The organism is Microbacterium sp. STN6 (assembly GCF_026410545.1).
Lineage (GTDB): Bacteria > Actinomycetota > Actinomycetes > Actinomycetales > Microbacteriaceae > Root112D2.
In genome coordinates this window covers 526342-543139 of the sequence record NZ_JAPMIT010000003.1, presented here as the reverse complement: position 1 = coordinate 543139, position 16798 = coordinate 526342, and the positions used below count along the sequence as shown (strand labels likewise).

General features: G+C 69.0%; 15 protein-coding genes and 1 pseudogene. 10 read left to right on the top strand and 6 right to left on the bottom strand.

What is annotated here, in order from left to right; translation table 11 throughout:
- The first annotated feature begins 47 nt into the window (after positions 1 to 47).
- From OSC27_RS11655 to OSC27_RS11645, 3 genes are all read left to right on the top strand, one after another.
- On the top strand, positions 48 to 863 hold the full coding sequence (locus OSC27_RS11655) for an alpha/beta fold hydrolase (RefSeq protein WP_267181614.1): 816 nt from the start codon (positions 48 to 50) through the stop codon (positions 861 to 863).
- A gap of 92 nt (positions 864 to 955) precedes the next feature.
- A complete protein-coding gene (locus OSC27_RS11650; RefSeq protein ID WP_267181613.1) occupies positions 956 to 1672 on the top strand; it encodes a TetR/AcrR family transcriptional regulator in 717 nt (238 codons plus the stop codon).
- Positions 1669 to 3315: an MDR family MFS transporter gene (locus OSC27_RS11645; protein ID WP_267181612.1), complete on the top strand. Its 1647-nt coding sequence runs from the start codon at positions 1669 to 1671 to the stop codon at positions 3313 to 3315. Before OSC27_RS11650 ends, OSC27_RS11645 begins: the two co-directional genes overlap by 4 nt.
- Here OSC27_RS11645 and OSC27_RS11640 read toward each other — a convergent pair.
- Both OSC27_RS11640 and OSC27_RS11635 read right to left on the bottom strand, forming a co-directional pair.
- Positions 3278 to 4075, bottom strand: coding sequence for a GNAT family N-acetyltransferase (locus OSC27_RS11640; protein WP_267181611.1), 798 nt, complete (start codon positions 4073 to 4075; stop codon positions 3278 to 3280). The genes OSC27_RS11645 and OSC27_RS11640 overlap by 38 nt on opposite strands.
- A gap of 14 nt (positions 4076 to 4089) precedes the next feature.
- Positions 4090 to 4974 carry an SDR family NAD(P)-dependent oxidoreductase gene (locus OSC27_RS11635; protein WP_267181610.1) on the bottom strand — a complete coding sequence of 295 codons (885 nt, stop codon included), beginning with the start codon at positions 4972 to 4974 and terminating at the stop codon, positions 4090 to 4092.
- A gap of 177 nt (positions 4975 to 5151) precedes the next feature.
- On the opposite strand from OSC27_RS11635, the gene acs reads away from it, so the two are divergent.
- The 6 genes from acs (at position 5152) to OSC27_RS11605 (ending at position 13119) form a co-directional block, all read left to right on the top strand.
- The gene (gene acs, locus OSC27_RS11630) at positions 5152 to 7212 is read left to right on the top strand and encodes an acetate--CoA ligase (protein ID WP_267181609.1); all 2061 of its coding nucleotides are present in this window, start codon (positions 5152 to 5154) and stop codon (positions 7210 to 7212) included.
- 149 nt (positions 7213 to 7361) lie between these two features.
- Entirely contained in the window at positions 7362 to 8657 is a 1296-nt protein-coding gene (locus OSC27_RS11625) for a sensor histidine kinase (protein ID WP_267181608.1), read from the top strand.
- Positions 8654 to 9412: a response regulator gene (locus OSC27_RS11620; RefSeq protein ID WP_267181607.1), complete on the top strand. Its 759-nt coding sequence runs from the start codon at positions 8654 to 8656 to the stop codon at positions 9410 to 9412. Before OSC27_RS11625 ends, OSC27_RS11620 begins: the two co-directional genes overlap by 4 nt.
- Before the next feature lie 136 nt (positions 9413 to 9548).
- Positions 9549 to 10430, top strand: coding sequence for an ABC transporter ATP-binding protein (locus OSC27_RS11615; RefSeq protein ID WP_267181606.1), 882 nt, complete (start codon positions 9549 to 9551; stop codon positions 10428 to 10430).
- On the top strand, positions 10427 to 11560 hold the full coding sequence (locus OSC27_RS11610) for an ABC transporter permease (RefSeq protein WP_267181605.1): 1134 nt from the start codon (positions 10427 to 10429) through the stop codon (positions 11558 to 11560). The genes OSC27_RS11615 and OSC27_RS11610 overlap by 4 nt, the downstream gene beginning before the upstream one ends.
- A 395-nt stretch (positions 11561 to 11955) precedes the next feature.
- On the top strand, positions 11956 to 13119 hold the full coding sequence (locus OSC27_RS11605) for a permease (protein WP_267181604.1): 1164 nt from the start codon (positions 11956 to 11958) through the stop codon (positions 13117 to 13119).
- Between the two features lie 5 nt (positions 13120 to 13124).
- Here OSC27_RS11605 and OSC27_RS11600 read toward each other — a convergent pair.
- From OSC27_RS11600 to OSC27_RS11585, 4 genes and pseudogenes are all read right to left on the bottom strand, one after another.
- Positions 13125 to 13319, bottom strand: a pseudogene (locus OSC27_RS11600) (cobalt transporter); the annotation flags it as partial.
- Between the two features lie 42 nt (positions 13320 to 13361).
- Positions 13362 to 13691, bottom strand: a complete 330-nt coding sequence (locus OSC27_RS11595) for an ArsR/SmtB family transcription factor (protein ID WP_267181603.1) — start codon at positions 13689 to 13691, stop codon at positions 13362 to 13364.
- 26 nt (positions 13692 to 13717) lie between these two features.
- Positions 13718 to 14461 (bottom strand): polyprenol monophosphomannose synthase, encoded by a 744-nt coding sequence (locus tag OSC27_RS11590; protein ID WP_267181602.1) that lies wholly within the window; start codon positions 14459 to 14461, stop codon positions 13718 to 13720.
- A gap of 88 nt (positions 14462 to 14549) precedes the next feature.
- Complete coding sequence (locus OSC27_RS11585; RefSeq protein ID WP_267181601.1) at positions 14550 to 15683, bottom strand: hypothetical protein; 1134 nt, start codon at positions 15681 to 15683, stop codon at positions 14550 to 14552.
- A gap of 43 nt (positions 15684 to 15726) precedes the next feature.
- On the opposite strand from OSC27_RS11585, the gene OSC27_RS11580 reads away from it, so the two are divergent.
- Complete coding sequence (locus OSC27_RS11580) at positions 15727 to 16794, top strand: threonine aldolase family protein (protein WP_267181600.1); 1068 nt, start codon at positions 15727 to 15729, stop codon at positions 16792 to 16794.
- Positions 16795 to 16798 lie beyond the last annotated feature (4 nt).

Here is a 16798-nt window from a genome sequence, read left to right as displayed (position 1 = left end):
CTCGCCCGCTCTGGTGCACGCGCGGCGAGGCGGCCTAGGCTCTCCCCATGCCACACCTCGACGTGCCAGGTGCCTCGCTCTACTTCGAGACCGATGGCCACATCTCCCGCCCCGCCATCCTGCTGATCGCGGCAGGCATCGCGTCGCTGCGCATGTGGGACGAGCTCGTGCCGGCGCTCGCAGACGACCACTTCATCATTCGCTACGACATGCGCGGCACCGGCCAGACGCAGACCGAGAACGTGCCGTTCAGCGACCGAGAAGACGCCCTCTCGCTGCTCGACCACCTCGGCGTGGAGCGGGCCGTCGTGGTCGGCAGCTCGCGCGGCGGCCGCCTCGCCATCGATCTCGCGCTCGACGCCCCGGCCCGCGTGAGCGGCCTCGTCACGATCGGTTCCGGCCCCGGCGGCTTCGTTGAGACCGAGCTGACCGACGCCGAAGACGCGGCGTTTGACCGCATCGACGACGCGTACGAGGCGAAGGACTGGCACCGCCTTGTCGCCCTCGAGACCGAGCTGTGGTGCGTCGGCCCGGTGCGGCAGCGCGACGGCCTCGACCCCGCCTTCGTCGAGCGCGCCTACGAGCTCAATCGGCCGAACGCCGTACACCAGGCCGAGGCACCGGTGGTGGTCGCCCTCGATCCGCCCGCATTCGAGCGGCTCGGCGACATCCGCGTGCCGGCGCTCGTCACGGTCGGCGAGTACGACCTGTCGGTCGCGCTGGCTCAGCAGGCGTTCCTGGCAGACATGATTCCGGATGCCGCCGGGTACATCTTCAGCGACACGGCCCACCTGCCGAGCGTGGAGCACCCGGACGAGTTTGCTCAGGTGCTGACGGACTGGCTGGCCGACAACGGCCTCTGAGAGGAGCGAGGCACGCGCGCTGCACGAACGCAACTTTGCGCGAATGCAGACTTGCAGTTGCGCAGACTTGCAGCGGGTGCAATAATTCTTGAGTGACCGATGTTCCCACCCTCGCCGAGGCGACACCCAGCCTGCGCGATCGCAAGCGCCAGCAGACGCGCAGCCGCCTCGAGCAGGCCGCCCTCGACATCGTGCTCGAAGACGGCCTCGAGAACCTCACGATCGAGCGCATCAGCGAACGCGCAGAGGTCTCGCCCCGCACCTTCTTCAACTACTTCGACAGTAAAGAAGACGCCATTCTCGGCCTGCACGACCCCGAGAACTCTGAGCTTCTCATCGCCGAAGCCGAGCTGCGCACCGCCGATGAGGCGGCCACGGGCAACACCGACACCAACACCAACACCGCCACCGGTGCCCGCTGCACCGACGCCATCATGCGTCTGCTCCTCACGCTGCACGGCGATGCCATACGCAATGTAGAACGGCAGCGAGCGCGCATGTCGATCGTTCACCAGCATCCGCAGCTCTTGAGCAGGCAGTTCGCGCAGATGAACCGCATGCACGATCTGCTGACGGATGCTGCGCAGCGCCTCATCGCGCAGGACCCCGCGTTCGCGGCCGACGCCGACCGCCGCCGCATCCATGCGGACGTGCTGCTCATGCTCTGCGCGAGCGCCATCAAAGCCACCGTGGGCGAACTCGCCCGCGACGCGGCGGAGCACGGCTCCGCCGCATTCGAGACATCAAGCGACGAACTGAGACAACGAGCATCCGCGCTCGTCAGAGAGGTAATCCAGAAACTCCAATGACAGAATCAACAACTGTGCCGCAGCGGCAGATCCCGACGGCACACGAGCGGCGCAACATCCTGCTCGTGTTCGCGGGCCTCATGGTCACGATGCTTCTCGCGTCGCTCGACCAGACCATCTTCTCCACGGCCCTGCCCACCATCGTGGGCGAGCTACACGGCGTCGACGAGATGAGCTGGGTCATCACCGTCTACATCCTCGCCTCCACCATCATGCTGCCGGTCTACGGCAAGCTGGGTGACCTCATCGGGCGCAAGGGCATCTTCATCGGCGCCATCTCGGTGTTCATCCTCGGCTCGATCATCGGCGGCTGGGCCGGAGACATGACGTGGCTCATCATCGGCCGTGCCGTGCAGGGCATCGGCGGCGGCGGGCTCATGATCCTGTCGCAGGCGATCATCGCCGACGTGGTCCCGGCCCGCGAGCGCGGCCGCTACATGGGCATCATGGGCGGCGTGTTCGCCCTCTCCTCGGTGGCCGGCCCGCTGCTCGGCGGCTGGTTCACCGACGGCATCGGCTGGCGCTGGGGCCTGTGGATGAACATTCCGCTCGGCATCCTCGCGATCGCCGCGGCCGTGTTCTTCCTGCGCCTGCCGAAGACCAACCGCCGCCGCGCCCGGTTCGACGCGTTTGGCATGGCCCTGCTCGCCCTCGCATCCACCGGCCTCGTGCTCGTCAGCACCTGGGGCGGCACGACCTACGACTGGGATTCGCCCACCATCGTCTCGCTCATCGTGGGCACCGTTCTCGCCGCCGTGAGCTTCGTCTTCGTGGAGCGCCGGGTCTCCGAGCCGATCATGCCTCTGCACCTGTTCAAGAAGCTCAACTTCAACCTGACGACCGTGGCCGGCCTCATCATCGGCGTCGCCATGTTCGGCACGCTCGGCTACCTGCCCACCTACCTGCAGATGGTCACGGGCGCCAACGCCACGCAGGCCGGCTTCCTGATGATCCCGATGATGGCGGCCCTGCTGGTCTCCTCGATCACCTCGGGCCAGCTCGTGAGCAAAACCGGCCGCTACAAGTGGGCGCCCATCTCGGGCACCGCCATCGTCGCGATCGCCCTGTTCCTGCTGTCGACCATGACGGCGACCATGCCGGTGTGGGTCATCTGCGCGTACCTGGCGATCATGGGTCTCGGCCTCGGTCTCTGCATGCAGATCCTCGTGCTCGTCGTGCAGAACACGTTCCCGATCTCGCAGGTGGGCACCGCCACCGCCTCGAACAACTACTTCCGCCAGATCGGTGCATCGCTTGGCGCCGCCATCGTCGGCAGCCTGTTCACCGCGCGTCTCACCGACCTGCTCGGTCAGCGGATGCCGGCGGCCGCCTCCAGCGCCGCCGGGTCGAGCAACTCCTTCACGCCAGACGCCGTCAAGCACCTGCCTGACGCCGTGCGGGAGATCATCATCGGCTCGTACAACGACGCGCTGACGCCCGTGTTCCTCTACATGGTTCCGCTGATCATCGTGGCGCTGATCCTGCTGTGCTTCCTGAAGGAGGTGCCGCTCGCCACCACGATCGACCGTGACGCGACCCCGGAGAGCCTCGAGATCGACGGAGCCAACACGGTGGCCCTGGTGGGCACCGGCGGCATCGAGATCGTCAGTGAGACGGTCGAAGCGGGCTCGCGAGACGCCTGAGCCCTCTCCTCACCCTCCGACGCAGACCCGGCGCGGGCATCTCCCAGGTGATGCCCGCGCCGATCTGTTCGAAGCCGCAGCGATCGTAGAGCAGCTTCCCCTCGGGGGTGGCGTTGAGCACGGCATCCGTCGCCCCTGACGCTGCTGCGGTGGCGCAGATGACCTGCAGCAGGTCGGTGGCGTAGCCCTGGCGTCGGAACGGATCCCACACGGCCATGTCGAAGATGCCGGTGACGCCGGCGAGAGCCGGGTCGGTGTGGGCCCAGACGCGGCCGGTGAACGCGTGGGTTCCCGGCTCGTACGAGGCGGCGTACCAGGTGCGCTTCGGGCGGGACCGCGTGAGCGCGAGGTCCTTCGCGTAGCCGGCGTGGCGGCCGCGGTAGTCGCCCGATTCCTCCTGCAGCTCGACCCGGCCCGAGCGGTCGGGGTTCGGCGCGCCGACGTCGGAGAGCCTCGCCGTCATCCAGCATGGCGCCCAATTGCGCCTGAAGCCGGCCGCCGCCAGCGGCGCCTCGTCGACGTCGTCGCTCAGCCAGACGCCGATGCGCGTGCCGAGCGATCGGGCCCACGCCACCCCCCGGGCGAGCCCGTCTGCCGGCAGCTCGCGCGGGAACATGAGGTGCAGGCCCGTGGAGTCGAGGATCCAGGTGAGCGGGCCATCCTCACGCACCTCGCCGCCCACGAACTCGGCGTGCGCACGGAACCAGCTGGTCTGCATCCGCTCGCAGTCGGCGACGGTGATGGAAGCATTCGCACTCACGTCTAGTGACGCTATCAGCGGCCCGTGAAGTCGTCCATGGAATGGTAGACACCGAAGACACGATCGGCCAGAGCATCCCAGGCACGTGTGGGCAGGATGCCGCGCAGCGCCTTGGCCAGGTTCACGCTCCACGGCAGCGCGAGAGTGGGCCGACCCGCGAGCATGGCCCGCCATACCCGGCCCACCACGTACTCGGGCGTGAGGATCGGGGTCAGCAGCGGCCCTCGCGCGCCGGCGAACATGCCCGTCGAGATGTAGCTCGGCATCACCGTTGTGACCTTCACGTGGTCGTGCCCCTGCTGCTCGAGCTCGAGGCGCAGCGACTCGCTCCAGCCGATGAGCGACCACTTCGAGGCGGCGTAGACGCTCATGCGCGGGTTCGCGAGCGTGCCGGCGGCCGAGGCGATGTTCACGATGCGGGCGGCCCGCGGCGCCCGGTTGGAGGTGCTGTTCGGGCCGCTGCGGGTTCCGTTGATCATGCCGGGCAGGAACTCGCGCGTGATGTACATGGGCGCGAGCGCATTGACCTGCATGATGCGGCGGATGTGCTCGCCGCTGTCGTGCTGCCAGAAGAACCCGCTGCGCACGATGCCCGCGTTGTTGATGAGAACGTCGGGGCTGCCGAACTCCTGCCGCACCTTCTGCGCGGTCTGCGCGATGGCGCCGGGCTCGGCGAGGTCGACGCGGTACGAGGCGATGCGGGTGGGGTTGCCGGCCGGGTGGGCCGCTGCGGCCGCGTCGCCCAGGCGCTCGACGGCGGCGGCGAGGCCGCGGCCGTCGACATCCCACAGAATGACCGCTCTGGCACCCTCGGCAACCGCGCGCTCGGCGTAGAGCAGCCCCATGCCGCTCGCGGCACCCGTGACGAGAACCGTCGCCCCCGAAACCGTTCTGCTCATACCCCCATCTTGGATCCCCTGCGCCCGGGCGCACTAATTCAGGAAGAACCGGGCGACACGCCGCTTCCGAGCGTGCGATGACCGGGGTGTTGGCAAAGACCTCCTGTTGAATGCCCGTGTTACGCCACGTTGCCGGGCGAGACACGAGCGGATGCGCTGGCTCGGTACCGTGAATCAGTGCCCGCCCAGCCCACTCGCCCCACGATCCAGAATCTGCTGACGGAGACGCGCCGCTACCCGGCGCCGGCCGAGTTCGCGGCGCAGGCGAACGCGGGCGCCGAGCTCTACGAGCGCGCCGCTGCCGACCCCGTCGCGTTCTGGGAGGAGCAGGCCCGGCGCCTCGACTGGGAGACGCCGTGGCACACAGCGCATAGCTGGGTCGATGCCAGCGGGGGTCGAGTAGAGCGAAGCACGTATCGAGGCCAGGATGAGGGTCTCGATACGCCGGCAAACGCGGGCTACTCGACCAGCGGGGCGTCGATCCCCCGCGCCGAGTGGTTCGCCGGCGGCCGCCTCAACGTCGCGGTGAACTGCGTCGACCGGCACGTCGCCGCCGGGCTCGGCGACCGCGTCGCGTTCCACTTCGAGGGCGAGCCCGGCGACCACCGCACCCTCACCTACGCCGAGCTGCAGGCCGAGGTGTGCCGCGCCGCCAACGCCCTCACCGCCCTCGGCATCGGCCGGGGCGACCGCGTTGTGGTCTACCTTCCGGTGATCCCCGAGACCGTGATCGTCACGCTCGCCATCGCCCGCATCGGCGCCGTGCACTCCCTCGTGTTCGGCGGCTTCTCGGCCGAGGCGCTGCGCTTCCGGCTCGAAGACACCGGCGCGAAGCTGCTCGTCACGAGCGACGGTCAGTGGCGGCGCGGCCGGGCGATCCCGGTGAAAGAGGCAGCGGATGCCGCGGCGTCCGGCCTCGACGCCCTCGAGCACGTGCTCGTGGTGCGCCGTACGGGCGACGCCACGAGCGCCGTTCCGTTCACGCCCGGGCGGGATGTCTGGTGGCACGAGGCGCTCGCCGCGGCATCCGCTTCTCATGAGCCCAAGTTCTTCGATGCCGAGACGCCGCTGTTCATCATGTACACCTCGGGTACCACCGGCAAGCCGAAGGGGCTGGTGCATACGAGCGGCGGGTATCTGACGCACGCCTCGTGGAGCCACTGGGCGGTTTTCGACGCGAAGCCCGAGACCGACGTGTACTGGTGCACGGCCGACCTCGCCTGGGTCACCGCCCACACGTACGTGCTGTACGGCCCGCTGTCGAACGGGGTGACGAGCGTACTGTACGAGGGCACGCCCGATACGCCGCACGCGGGGCGGCACTTCGAGATCATCGAGCGGTACGGCGTGACCACCTACTACACGGCGCCCACGCTGGTGCGCACGCTCATGAGCCGGTTTCCGGATGGCGCGCCCGCCGCGTACGACCTCTCGAGCCTGCGCCTGCTCGGCTCGGTGGGCGAGGCCATCAACCCCGAGGCGTGGGTGTGGTTCCACGAGAAGGTGGGCGGCGGACGAGCACCGATCGTCGACACGTGGTGGCAGTCGGAGACCGGGGCGGCGGTGATGGCGCCACTGCCAGGGGTGTCGACGCTCAAACCGGGTTCGGCCCTGCGCGCGCTGCCCGGGATGCGCACGCTCGTCGTCGACGACGAGGGCCGCCGCGTGCCGAACGGCGAGGGCGGCTACCTCGTGATCGACGGTACATACCCCGGTATGGCGCGCACCGTGTGGGGCGACCCCCAGCGCTACCGCGACTCGTACTGGGCTCGCTTCGGCCGGCAGGGCTACTACTTCTCCGGCGACGGGGCCAAGTACGACGACGATGGCGACATCTGGCTGCTCGGTCGGGTGGACGACGTGATCAACGTGTCGGGCCACCGGCTGTCGACGATCGAGATCGAGTCGGCGCTGGTCGCGCACCCGGCGGTGGCCGAGGCGGGCGTCGTCGGCGTTCCCGATGCGACGACGGGCGAGGCGGTCGCCGCCTTCGTGGTCGCGTCTGCCGCCGTCGACGCGGCCACGCTGCGTGCGCATGTCGCCCGCGTGATTGGGCCGATCGCTAAGCCGCGCGACATCCTGCCGGTGCCAGAGCTGCCGAAGACCCGCAGCGGCAAGATCATGCGTCGACTGCTCGGCGACATCGCCTCCGGCCGTCCGCTCGGCGACACGACCTCGCTGCAGGACAGCGAGGTGCCGGCGCGGATCGCGGCCCTGTTTGCGGCGACTCGACGGTGAAATTGCATCCGAGCCTTCCGACACCTCGCTTCCCAATTGGGCGATAGAAGTCACACCATCGTCTCAATTCGCCTGATGTCGTGGGGCCGTCACCCCCTCCGCCGCGTGACGGATGCGCGAGGGCTCGCGCCCTCGCTACCGTTGGGTGCATGCATGCGCCGTTCGAGATCGACACCGAGTGGGTGCGCCCGCGCGTCGGTCGCCAGGCGATCCGCCGCGACGCACTCGTGGCGCTCGCTCTGCTAGTCGGTACCCTGCTGAGCGCCTGGCTGTATTCGCACGTCGGCATCTACACGCACCCGGCGCCCGCGTGGCAGACGCTCGTCTGGTCACTCGGCATGAGCCTGCCGCTCGCCGCGCGTCGCGTCGCGCCCATCACAGTCACCGCGGTCATGACCGTCGTGTTCTTCGCCGGCCAGATGCTCTCGGTGCCCGAGCTGCTGTTCAGCAACATCACGCTCTTCCTCGCGTTCTACTCGATCGGCGCCTGGAGCCGCCGCCGCACGGTCGCCATGATCGCCCGAGCATCCATCATCACCGTCGTGTTCGTGTGGCTGTTCGCCAGCCTCATTCTCGGCGGCGACAGCGACGACGCGCGATTCTCCACGGCCGGCGCGTTCTCCCCCTACCTCGCGTTCGGCCTCATCAGCATCCTCACCAACATGCTCTACTTCGGAGCCGCCTACGTCTTCGGTGAGGCCGCCTTCCGCTCGGCACGGCAGCGCGCCTCGCTCGAGGCGCGCTCCGCCGAGCTCCTCGCCGAGCGCGAGAAATCCGCCTCGCAGGCCGTCGCGCTCGAGCGGGTGCGCATCGCCCGCGAGTTGCACGACGTCGTCGCACACCACGTCTCGGTGATGGGGGTGCAGGCGGGCGCGGCGCGGTTGGTACTCGGACGCGACGCGGCACGCGCATCCGACTCTCTGGCGGCGATCGAGAGCAACGCACGCGCGGCCGTCGACGAGCTGCATCTCATGCTGCGCACCCTGCGCGACGACGAGGCCATCGACGCCCCGCACGAGAGCACGAGCACGCGCGGTCTCGCGCAGCTCGATGCCCTGGCGACGGATGCCGGTGGCGCCGGCCTGCCCGTCGACATCGTGCGCGTCGGGCAGCAACGCCCGCTGCCGCCCACCATCGATCTGAGCGCGTACCGCATCGCGCAGGAGTCCCTCACGAACACCCGCAAGCATGCCGGCGGGGCGGCACGCGCCGAGATTCGCGTGCGCTACCTCGATGACGCGCTCGAGCTCGAGATCACCGACGACGGAATCGGCACGCCCACGGCGGTGGCCCGGGCATCCACGGCGGGTGGCGGCCTCGGCCAGCGCGGCATGCGCGAGCGCGTCACCGCGGTGGGCGGCAGCATCGAGTTCGGCCCGAGGCCGCGCGGCGGCTACCGCGTGCGCGCGCGCTTTCCGCTCGAGACGATTCAGGTGAGCGGATGAGCGGCGTCGCGGCCGCCCCCGTGCGCGTGGTTCTCGTCGACGACCAGGAGCTCGTGCGCGCCGGGTTCCGCACCATTCTCGAGACGCAGGCCGATATCGAGGTAGTGGGCGAGGCGTCCGACGGGGCGGCGGGTGTGACCGAGGTGCGACGGCTGGCGCCCGACGTGGTTTGCATGGACGTGCAGATGCCCGGCGTCGACGGACTCGAGGCCACACGCCGGCTCACGGCGGACCCCGCGGTCGCGAGCGCCGTGCTCATGCTCACGACCTTCGATCGGGAGGATTACCTGTTCGAGGCGCTGGCGGCCGGGGCGAGCGGGTTCCTGCTGAAGAACGCGTCGCCTGAGCGGCTGATCGAGGCGGTGCGCATCCTGGCGCGGGGCGACGGGCTGCTCTCGCCGGAGGTGACGAGGCGGGTCATCGAGCGGGCGGCCGCGGAGCGCGGGCCGGGGCGGGGCGTCGAGGTGCGGGGCGACGAGGTGCGGGGCGTCGGGGCGCACGCAGCGGACGGCGGCGGCCACGGGGTCGGCGGCGCGGCCGCCGCATCCCCTCTGACGGAACGTGAGCGCGAGGTTCTCGACCTGCTTGCGCGCGGGCTGTCGAACGCCGAGATCGCGGCGCGGCTGTTTCTCGGGGAGGCGACCGTGAAGACCCATGTGTCGAAGATCCTGATGAAGCTGCAGCTGCGCGACCGGGTGCACGCGGTGGTCTTCGCCTACGAGAACGGGCTCGCGCGACCGGGCACCGAGCGCTGAGCGGCACCGGCGCTGAGCTGCACCCGCGCTGACCTGCGCCCTCCCCCGCGAGGCGGAGGCGCACGAACCGTCGCAAGGAGGATTCCCCACGGCCCCCTCCGCCCCTACGGTTGAACCATCGACCAAGGAGGCCTGTGTGCTCGAAGTGAACGAGATCAGCCGATCGTTTTCCGGCACCCGTGTGCTCGATGACGTGAGCTTCGCGGTGCGACCCGGCCGCATGACCGGCTTCGTCGGCGCGAACGGCGCGGGCAAGACGACCACCATGCGCATCATCCTCGGCGTGCTCTCTGCCGACAGCGGTGCGGTGACGCTCGACGGCGCCCGGCTCGGGGAGTCCGACCGTCGCCGCTTCGGCTACATGCCGGAAGAACGCGGCCTGTACCCCAAGATGAAGGTGGCCGAGCAGATCACCTACCTCGCCAGGCTGCACGGCCTCGCCCCCAACGCCGCCCGGCGCAACACGGCCGAGCTGCTCGAGCGGCTCGGCCTCACCGAACGGGCGGGCGACCCTGTGGAGCGCCTCTCCCTCGGCAACCAGCAGCGCGCCCAGATCGCCGCCGCCCTCGTGCACGACCCGGAGGTGCTCATTCTCGACGAGCCGTTCTCTGGCCTCGACCCGCTCGCCGTCGAGACCGTGCAGGCCGTACTCAAGGAGTACGCGGGCCGCGGCGTTCCCGTGCTGTTCTCCTCGCACCAGCTCGACATCGTCGAGCGCATCTGCGACGACCTCGTCATCATCTCCGCGGGCAGCATCCGCGCCGCCGGCGAGCGCGAGGCGCTGCGCGAGGCGCATTCCGAGCCGCGGTTCGAGATTCTGCTCGACGGCGATGCCGGCTGGATCCGCGACGAGCCGGGCGTCACCGTTCTCGATTTCGACGGCGGCTACGCGCTCTTCGACACCGACACGGATGGCGCGCAGCGCGTGCTGCAGCACGCCCTCGCGCGCGGCCCCGTCGCCAGCTTCGCCCCGCATCGCCCCACCCTCGCCCAGATCTTCAAGGAGGTCATCCGATGACGACGACCGGCACCACCGTTTCGGCCACGGCACCGAACGCCGACCCGGCCGGCCCGGCCGCCCCGCGCGGCGTCGTCTGGCTTGTCGCCGAGCGCGAGATCATCTCGCGCCTGCGCAGCAAGGCGTTCCTCGTCTCCACGGGCATTCTGCTACTCGCCGTGCTCGCCTCGGTGCTCGTCGGCGGCATTGTGAGCGGCATCGATCACAGCACCAAGGTGGCCGTGGTCGGCAGCGCGGCATCCGTCGTCGACAAGGCCGAAGGCCTCAAGGGCGTCGAGGCGGCCGACACCTCCGCCGCCGAGAAGCTGGTGCGCGAGAAGAAGGTCGACGCGGCCGTCGTGCCGGATGAATCCGCGGCGACCAAGGTGAAGGTCATTGCGCTCGACAGCACGCCGAGTGACGTGATGCAGGCCCTCAGCGTGTACCCCGAGGTGCAGTTGTTGAAGCCTGCGGGGCAGAATCCCCTGCTCATCTACTTCGTGGCGCTCGGATTCGGCATCGTGTTCTTCATGTCGGCCATGACGTTCGGTCAGACGATCGCGCAGAGCGTGGTCGAGGAGAAGCAGACGCGCGTGGTCGAGATCCTGCTCTCAACCATCAGCGCCCGCGCTCTCATGACGGGCAAGGTGCTGGGAAACAGCATCATGGCGTTCGCACAGATCGCGGTCATGGCGCTGCTGACGACCGGTGGACTGCTAGCCACCGGCCAGAAGCTCCTGCTCGCCAATCTCGGCTCGAGCGTGGTGTGGTTCGTGGTGTTCTTCGCCATCGGCTTCATCATGATCGCGGCGCTCTACGCCGCCACGGCCGCGCTCGTCTCCCGCCAGGAGGACGTCGGCTCCGCCACCGCTCCCGTCATGATGCTCGTTCTGCTGCCGTACATTCTCGTGATCATCTTCAACAACAACCCGGCCGTGCTCGCCGTCATGTCGTACGTGCCGTTCTCGGCGCCCGTCGGCATGCCGATGCGCCTGTTCCTCGGTTCGGCCGCGTGGTGGGAGCCGCTGCTCTCGCTCGTGGTGCTGCTCGCGACCACGGCCGTCGTCATCGCGCTCGGCTCGCGCATCTACTCCAACTCGCTGCTGCGCACGGGCGCGAAGGTGAAGCTGAGCGACGCGCTCAAGGGGTAGGCAGCGGCCCGGGAGGGTCAGCGCAGTAGCGACCGAATGGATGCGCGCATCCGCGCGAAAACGCCGGGCCGGCGGGCCGGCGTCATCCGCTTGGGGGCGGGGGCGTCGCTCGCGACAACGCGGTTGCAGCCGCTGCATGTCATGACGTAACGGCTCACCGAGAGACCCGTTCCCCGGAACGGGTTCTTCTCCAGCTCAGCCGGCGCCCCACAGTACGGGCACACGATGCGCACAACACACCCCCACGGCTCGCCGCCGTATGTACCAGCCTAGACACACGGATGCCGCGAGCCAAGCGCCCGCACTCCGGTAGCCCTATACCCCCTTGCCGTATTCGGCGACCGGCCGTACTGTCACACACGGCCCCCATGGCGGGTTTGGCGGAAGGGATGGTCGTGAACGTTCTCAGTGCGATCGGCGACGCGTTGGCAATGGCGGGCTTCATGGGGTGGCAGATGCTATGGCCTCTGGTGCTGGGCTTCACCCTCTCCGGAGTGATTCAAGCGATCGTGCGGAAGGAACGCATCACCCGGCTGATGAGCGATGACTCGCCGAGGTCGATCGCCATCGCCTCCCTCTTCGGTGCCGCCTCGTCGTCATGCTCGTACGCAGCCGTGGCGTTGGCTCGCGCGCTGTTCCGAAAGGGAGCTCACTTCACAGCGGCAATGGCGTTCGAGATCGCCTCGACGAACCTCGTGCTCGAACTCGGCCTCGTTCTGGCCTTCGTGATGGGATGGCGGTTCACCGTGGCCGAGTTCGTCGGCGGTCCCATCATGATCGTGCTTGTCGCCCTCGGCTTTCGACTCTGGATGCGCGGCCGCATCGTCGAGGCGGCGCGTACGCAGGCAGAGCACGGCCTCGCCGGCTCGATGGAGGGCCATGCCGCCATGGACATGACCGTGAACAGCGACGTCGGATTCTGGAGTCGACTGCTCTCGAAAGACGGCATAACAGCCGTGTCCCGGTACTTCGTCATGGACTGGGCGGCGGTGCTGCGCGACATCGTCCTCGGGCTTCTCATCGCCGGGGCTTTCGCGGCGTGGGTACCGCATGAGTGGCTGCAAGCCGTGTTCTTCACGCGCGACCCGGCGATCGCGTTCCTCATCGGCCCCGTGCTCGGCCCGCTGCTCGCCCTCGTGAGTTTCGTCTGCTCCGTGGGCAACGTTCCCCTCGCGGCGGTGCTGTTCAACGGGGGAATCAGCTTCGGCGGCGTCGTCAGCTTCCTCTTCGCTGACCTGATCATCATCCCGATCATTCTCATCTACAGGAAGTACTACGGCTGGAAGGCCGCCATCCGCATCACAGCTATCTTCTACGCCGCAATGGTGATTGCCGGATACCTCGTCGAGCTGATCTTCACCCCGATCGGTCTCGTGCCTGAGAACCGCGCGCTCTCGATCGGCGAAGCCGGCATCAGCTGGAACTACACCACGTGGCTCAACATCGTCTTCCTGGCCCTCGCCACGGGCTTGGTCATCGTGTTCTTCCGTAGCGGCAGCGGCAGCATGTTGCGCATGATGGGTGGAGCGCCGGAGTCGAGCAGCCACCATCGCTCTTAAGCAGACAGCACCGCGGCGGAGAGGTAGGTACAGATGAGCGTCTGTTTGGAATCGGTCACGGCCGTGCTCGAGCCGAGCTCGCGGCCAGCCCTGTGCTCGGCGAGCGAGAAGAACGCGACCGCGATCACTCTCAAGGTTGCTCTCTTCCAGCGCTCGGGGTCACGACGCGTGAATTGCCACGCCACGGCGCACCCGGCGACGCAGAACTGTCGTGCGATCGGCAGAGAGCGCAGGAGGCACCCTCAACACGTGCACCCCTCGCGACCGCAGCAGTCCGGCTCGACGTAGAGAACCACCCGCAGCAGTTCGTCGAGTGCCGGAGCGAGATGGGCATCCGCGAGCCGATACCAGGTGCGCCGCCCCTCCGGCACCGCCTCCACCAGCCCGCAGCCACGTAGGCAGGTGAGGTGGTTCGACATTACCTGGCGCGAGACGCCGAGCGCGCTGGCGAGATCCGAGGGATACCCCGGTGCTTCACGCAGCGCCAGGAGCACACCGGTCCGGGTCGAATCCGACAGCGCGTGGCCGAGACGCGCCAGCGCTGCCGTGTGGGTGAGGGTCGCCGTCGCCATATCGCGATAGTACACGTTTGGCTGAACTATACGCGATCCGCTCGCCCGCTACGGCGCGGCTGCAGCCCCCAGGCGGTGACGCGCAGCAGGGCCTCCGCCACGATGCGCAGCGTCATCTTCGAGCGGCCGTGCTCGCGCTCGACGAACGTGATGGGTACCTCGCGGATATCGGCGCCCGCGCTCTCGAGCCGCCACGCCAGCTCGATCTGGAACGCGTAGCCCTCGGCGCTCAGCGCGTCGAGGTCGAGCGAGGCGAGCGCCTCACGCCGGTAGGCACGGTATCCCGCCGTGATGTCGTGCAGCCGCGAGCGCAGAAGCAGCCGGGCGTACCGGGTGGCCAGGCGGGAGATCGCGATGCGGTACCACGGCCAGTTCTCGATGCGGCCGCCGGCAACCCAGCGCGCGCCGATCGCCAGGTCGGCGCCATCCGTCACCGCCGTGAGCAGACGCGGTAGCTGTTCGGGCTGGTGCGAACCGTCGGCGTCCATCTCGACGATGACCGCATAGTCGCGACCGAGCGCCCAGCGGAAGCCGGCAATGTAGGCGGGGCCCAGGCCCTGCTTGCCCGGTCGGTGCAGCACGTGTACGCGGGACTCGTCGCCCGCGATACGGTCGGCGAGCGCGCCGGTGCCATCGGGGCTGTTGTCGTCGACGACGAGCACGTCGACCGCCGGCTGCACAGCCAGCACACGGCGGAGCAGCGCCTCGAGGCTCTCCGCCTCGCAGTACGTGGGAATGATGACCACCGTGCGGCCGGTGTCACTGGTCACCGGTTCTCCTGTTCCGTCGGCGCGAGCGGGCGCGCACGCCCGTTACATTCTGCACGTTCTGCATGGCACGTGACGGATCGCGCGCGGCTCACGGGTACCCCAGGAACCACAGCAGCACGATGGCGACGGGCTGCAGGGCGATGCCGGCGCCGAGCAGGATGCGGCGGCGACCACGTGTGGCTGAAAGCCACGGGTCGCCGAGGAGCGGCGCGAGGGGCATCAGCACGCGGAACAGGCTCTGCTGCGGCAGGAACACCGCGAACAGGTAGAGCCCGTAGCTGCCCGAGTACGCCACGATATCGCGGCCGAGTCGCTGCACGCCGCGCTGGCGCAGCCACCACGCGAACGCGGAGACCACCACGAGAACGAGCGCGATGCCGGCGACGCCGGCGTAGCGAGACGTGAACACGAACCAGGGCGTCAGCGGAACGAACGGTGGCCGGCCCACGAAGCCCGTCCACCACGACATCTCGGTCTCGAGGTACGCGCCCGGATGGCCGGTGGCGGCCGACGCGATGATCGGCCACGCGAGGCCGGCGGCGGCGATCACCACTCCCGAGACGACCATGGCGAGGCGGCGGGCCACCGGCATCCGCTCGTGTCTGACGAGGCCGATGACGAGAACGATCGCCAGCGCGAGAGCGAGCGCGAGGGCGCCGGGGCGCGTGAAGGCGGCGAGCACGCCGAACGGGATCATGGTGAGGTAGCGCTTGGCGGTCATCGCCCACAGCGCGCAGAAGACGAGGAAAAGGAACAGGCTCTCGGCGTAGGCGACCTGCAGCACGAACGAGAGCGGGCCGAAGCTGAAGAATGCCGCCGCCCACAGTGCGGGCCGCTCCCCCACCCGGCTCGCGACCAGGCGGTAGAGCACGAGCGTGGCCGCCGCGCCGAAGATCGCCGCGACGACGACGCCCACGAGGTAGAAGTCGAGACCCGTGACCGACATGACGCCGCGCAGGATGAGCGGGAAGAGCGGCAGAAACGCCCACGCGTTCGGCTGCACGTGCCCGCTGTCGTCGACCGGGAGTTGCCGCGGGTAGCCGTCGAGCGCGATGTGGCGATAGAAGGAGCTGTCCCATGAGCCGGAGAACGTGAAGAAGTTCGGGTCGTGCCGCACGCTCGCGAACGGCCAGTCGAGACCCGTCGCCGTGAGGAACATGGCGGCGAGGAACACGGTGGTCACGACACGCGAGGCGAGGTAGATCGTCAGTACGCGGGCCACTTTCCCGATATTGCCATACGCGGGCAGTGAGACACTGTTACCCGTGACTGAGAAGCTGCATGACGCATCCTGGCGGGCATTCGCCAGCGACAACTACGCCGGAGCCCACCCGGAGGTGCTGGCCGCGATCGCGGCCGCGAACGGTGGCCACCAGATCTCCTACGGCGAGGATGCGTACACAGCCCGGCTGCAGCACGTGTTCGCGGAGCACTTCGGCGAGGGTGTCGCCGTGCATCCGGTGTTCAACGGCACCGGGGCAAACGTTCTGGCGCTGCAGTCGATGGTGCCGCGCTGGGGCGCCGTGATCTGCGCGGCGAGCGCGCACATCAACACCGACGAGAACGGGGCGCCCGAGCGGGTGGGCGGCCTCAAGCTGCTGCCGGTTCCGACGCCAGACGGCAAGCTCACGCCCGAACTCGTCGACCGCGAGGCGTGGGGCTGGGGCGAGGAGCACCGGGCGCAGCCGCTCGCCGTCTCGATCACCCAGACCACCGAGCTCGGCACCTGCTACACGCCCGAGGAGGTGCGCGCTCTCGCCGACCACGTGCACAGCAAGGGCATGCGCCTGCACATGGACGGCGCCCGGCTCGCCAACGCCGGCGCGTGGCTCGAGGCGCCGCTGCGTGCCTTCACGCGCGACGCCGGCGTCGACCTGCTCAGCTTCGGCGGCACGAAGAACGGGCTGCTCTTCGGCGAGGCCGTCGTGGTCCTCGACCACGACGCATCCGATGGTCTGGGTTACCTGCGCAAGATCGACATGCAGCTCGCGTCGAAGATGCGCTTTCTCTCGGCCCAGCTCATCGCCATCATGACGGATGACCTGTGGCTGCGTTCCGCGCGCCGGGCCAACCACATGGCGGCCCGGCTGCGAGGCCAGCTCGAGCAGCTGGTCGCGGAAGGCAGCATCCGCGGTCTGGAATTCACACAGCCCACCGAGTCGAACGCCGTGTTCGCGACGCTGCCAGAGGGGGCGGCGGATCGGCTGCGCGAGCGGTTCCGCTTCTACGACTGGGACGCCTCTTTGGGGGAGGTTCGGTGGATGTGTTCATGGGACACCATGGAGGGTGACGTCGACGCCTTCGTGGCCGCGATCCGTGAGGTGCTCGCCTAAGCCC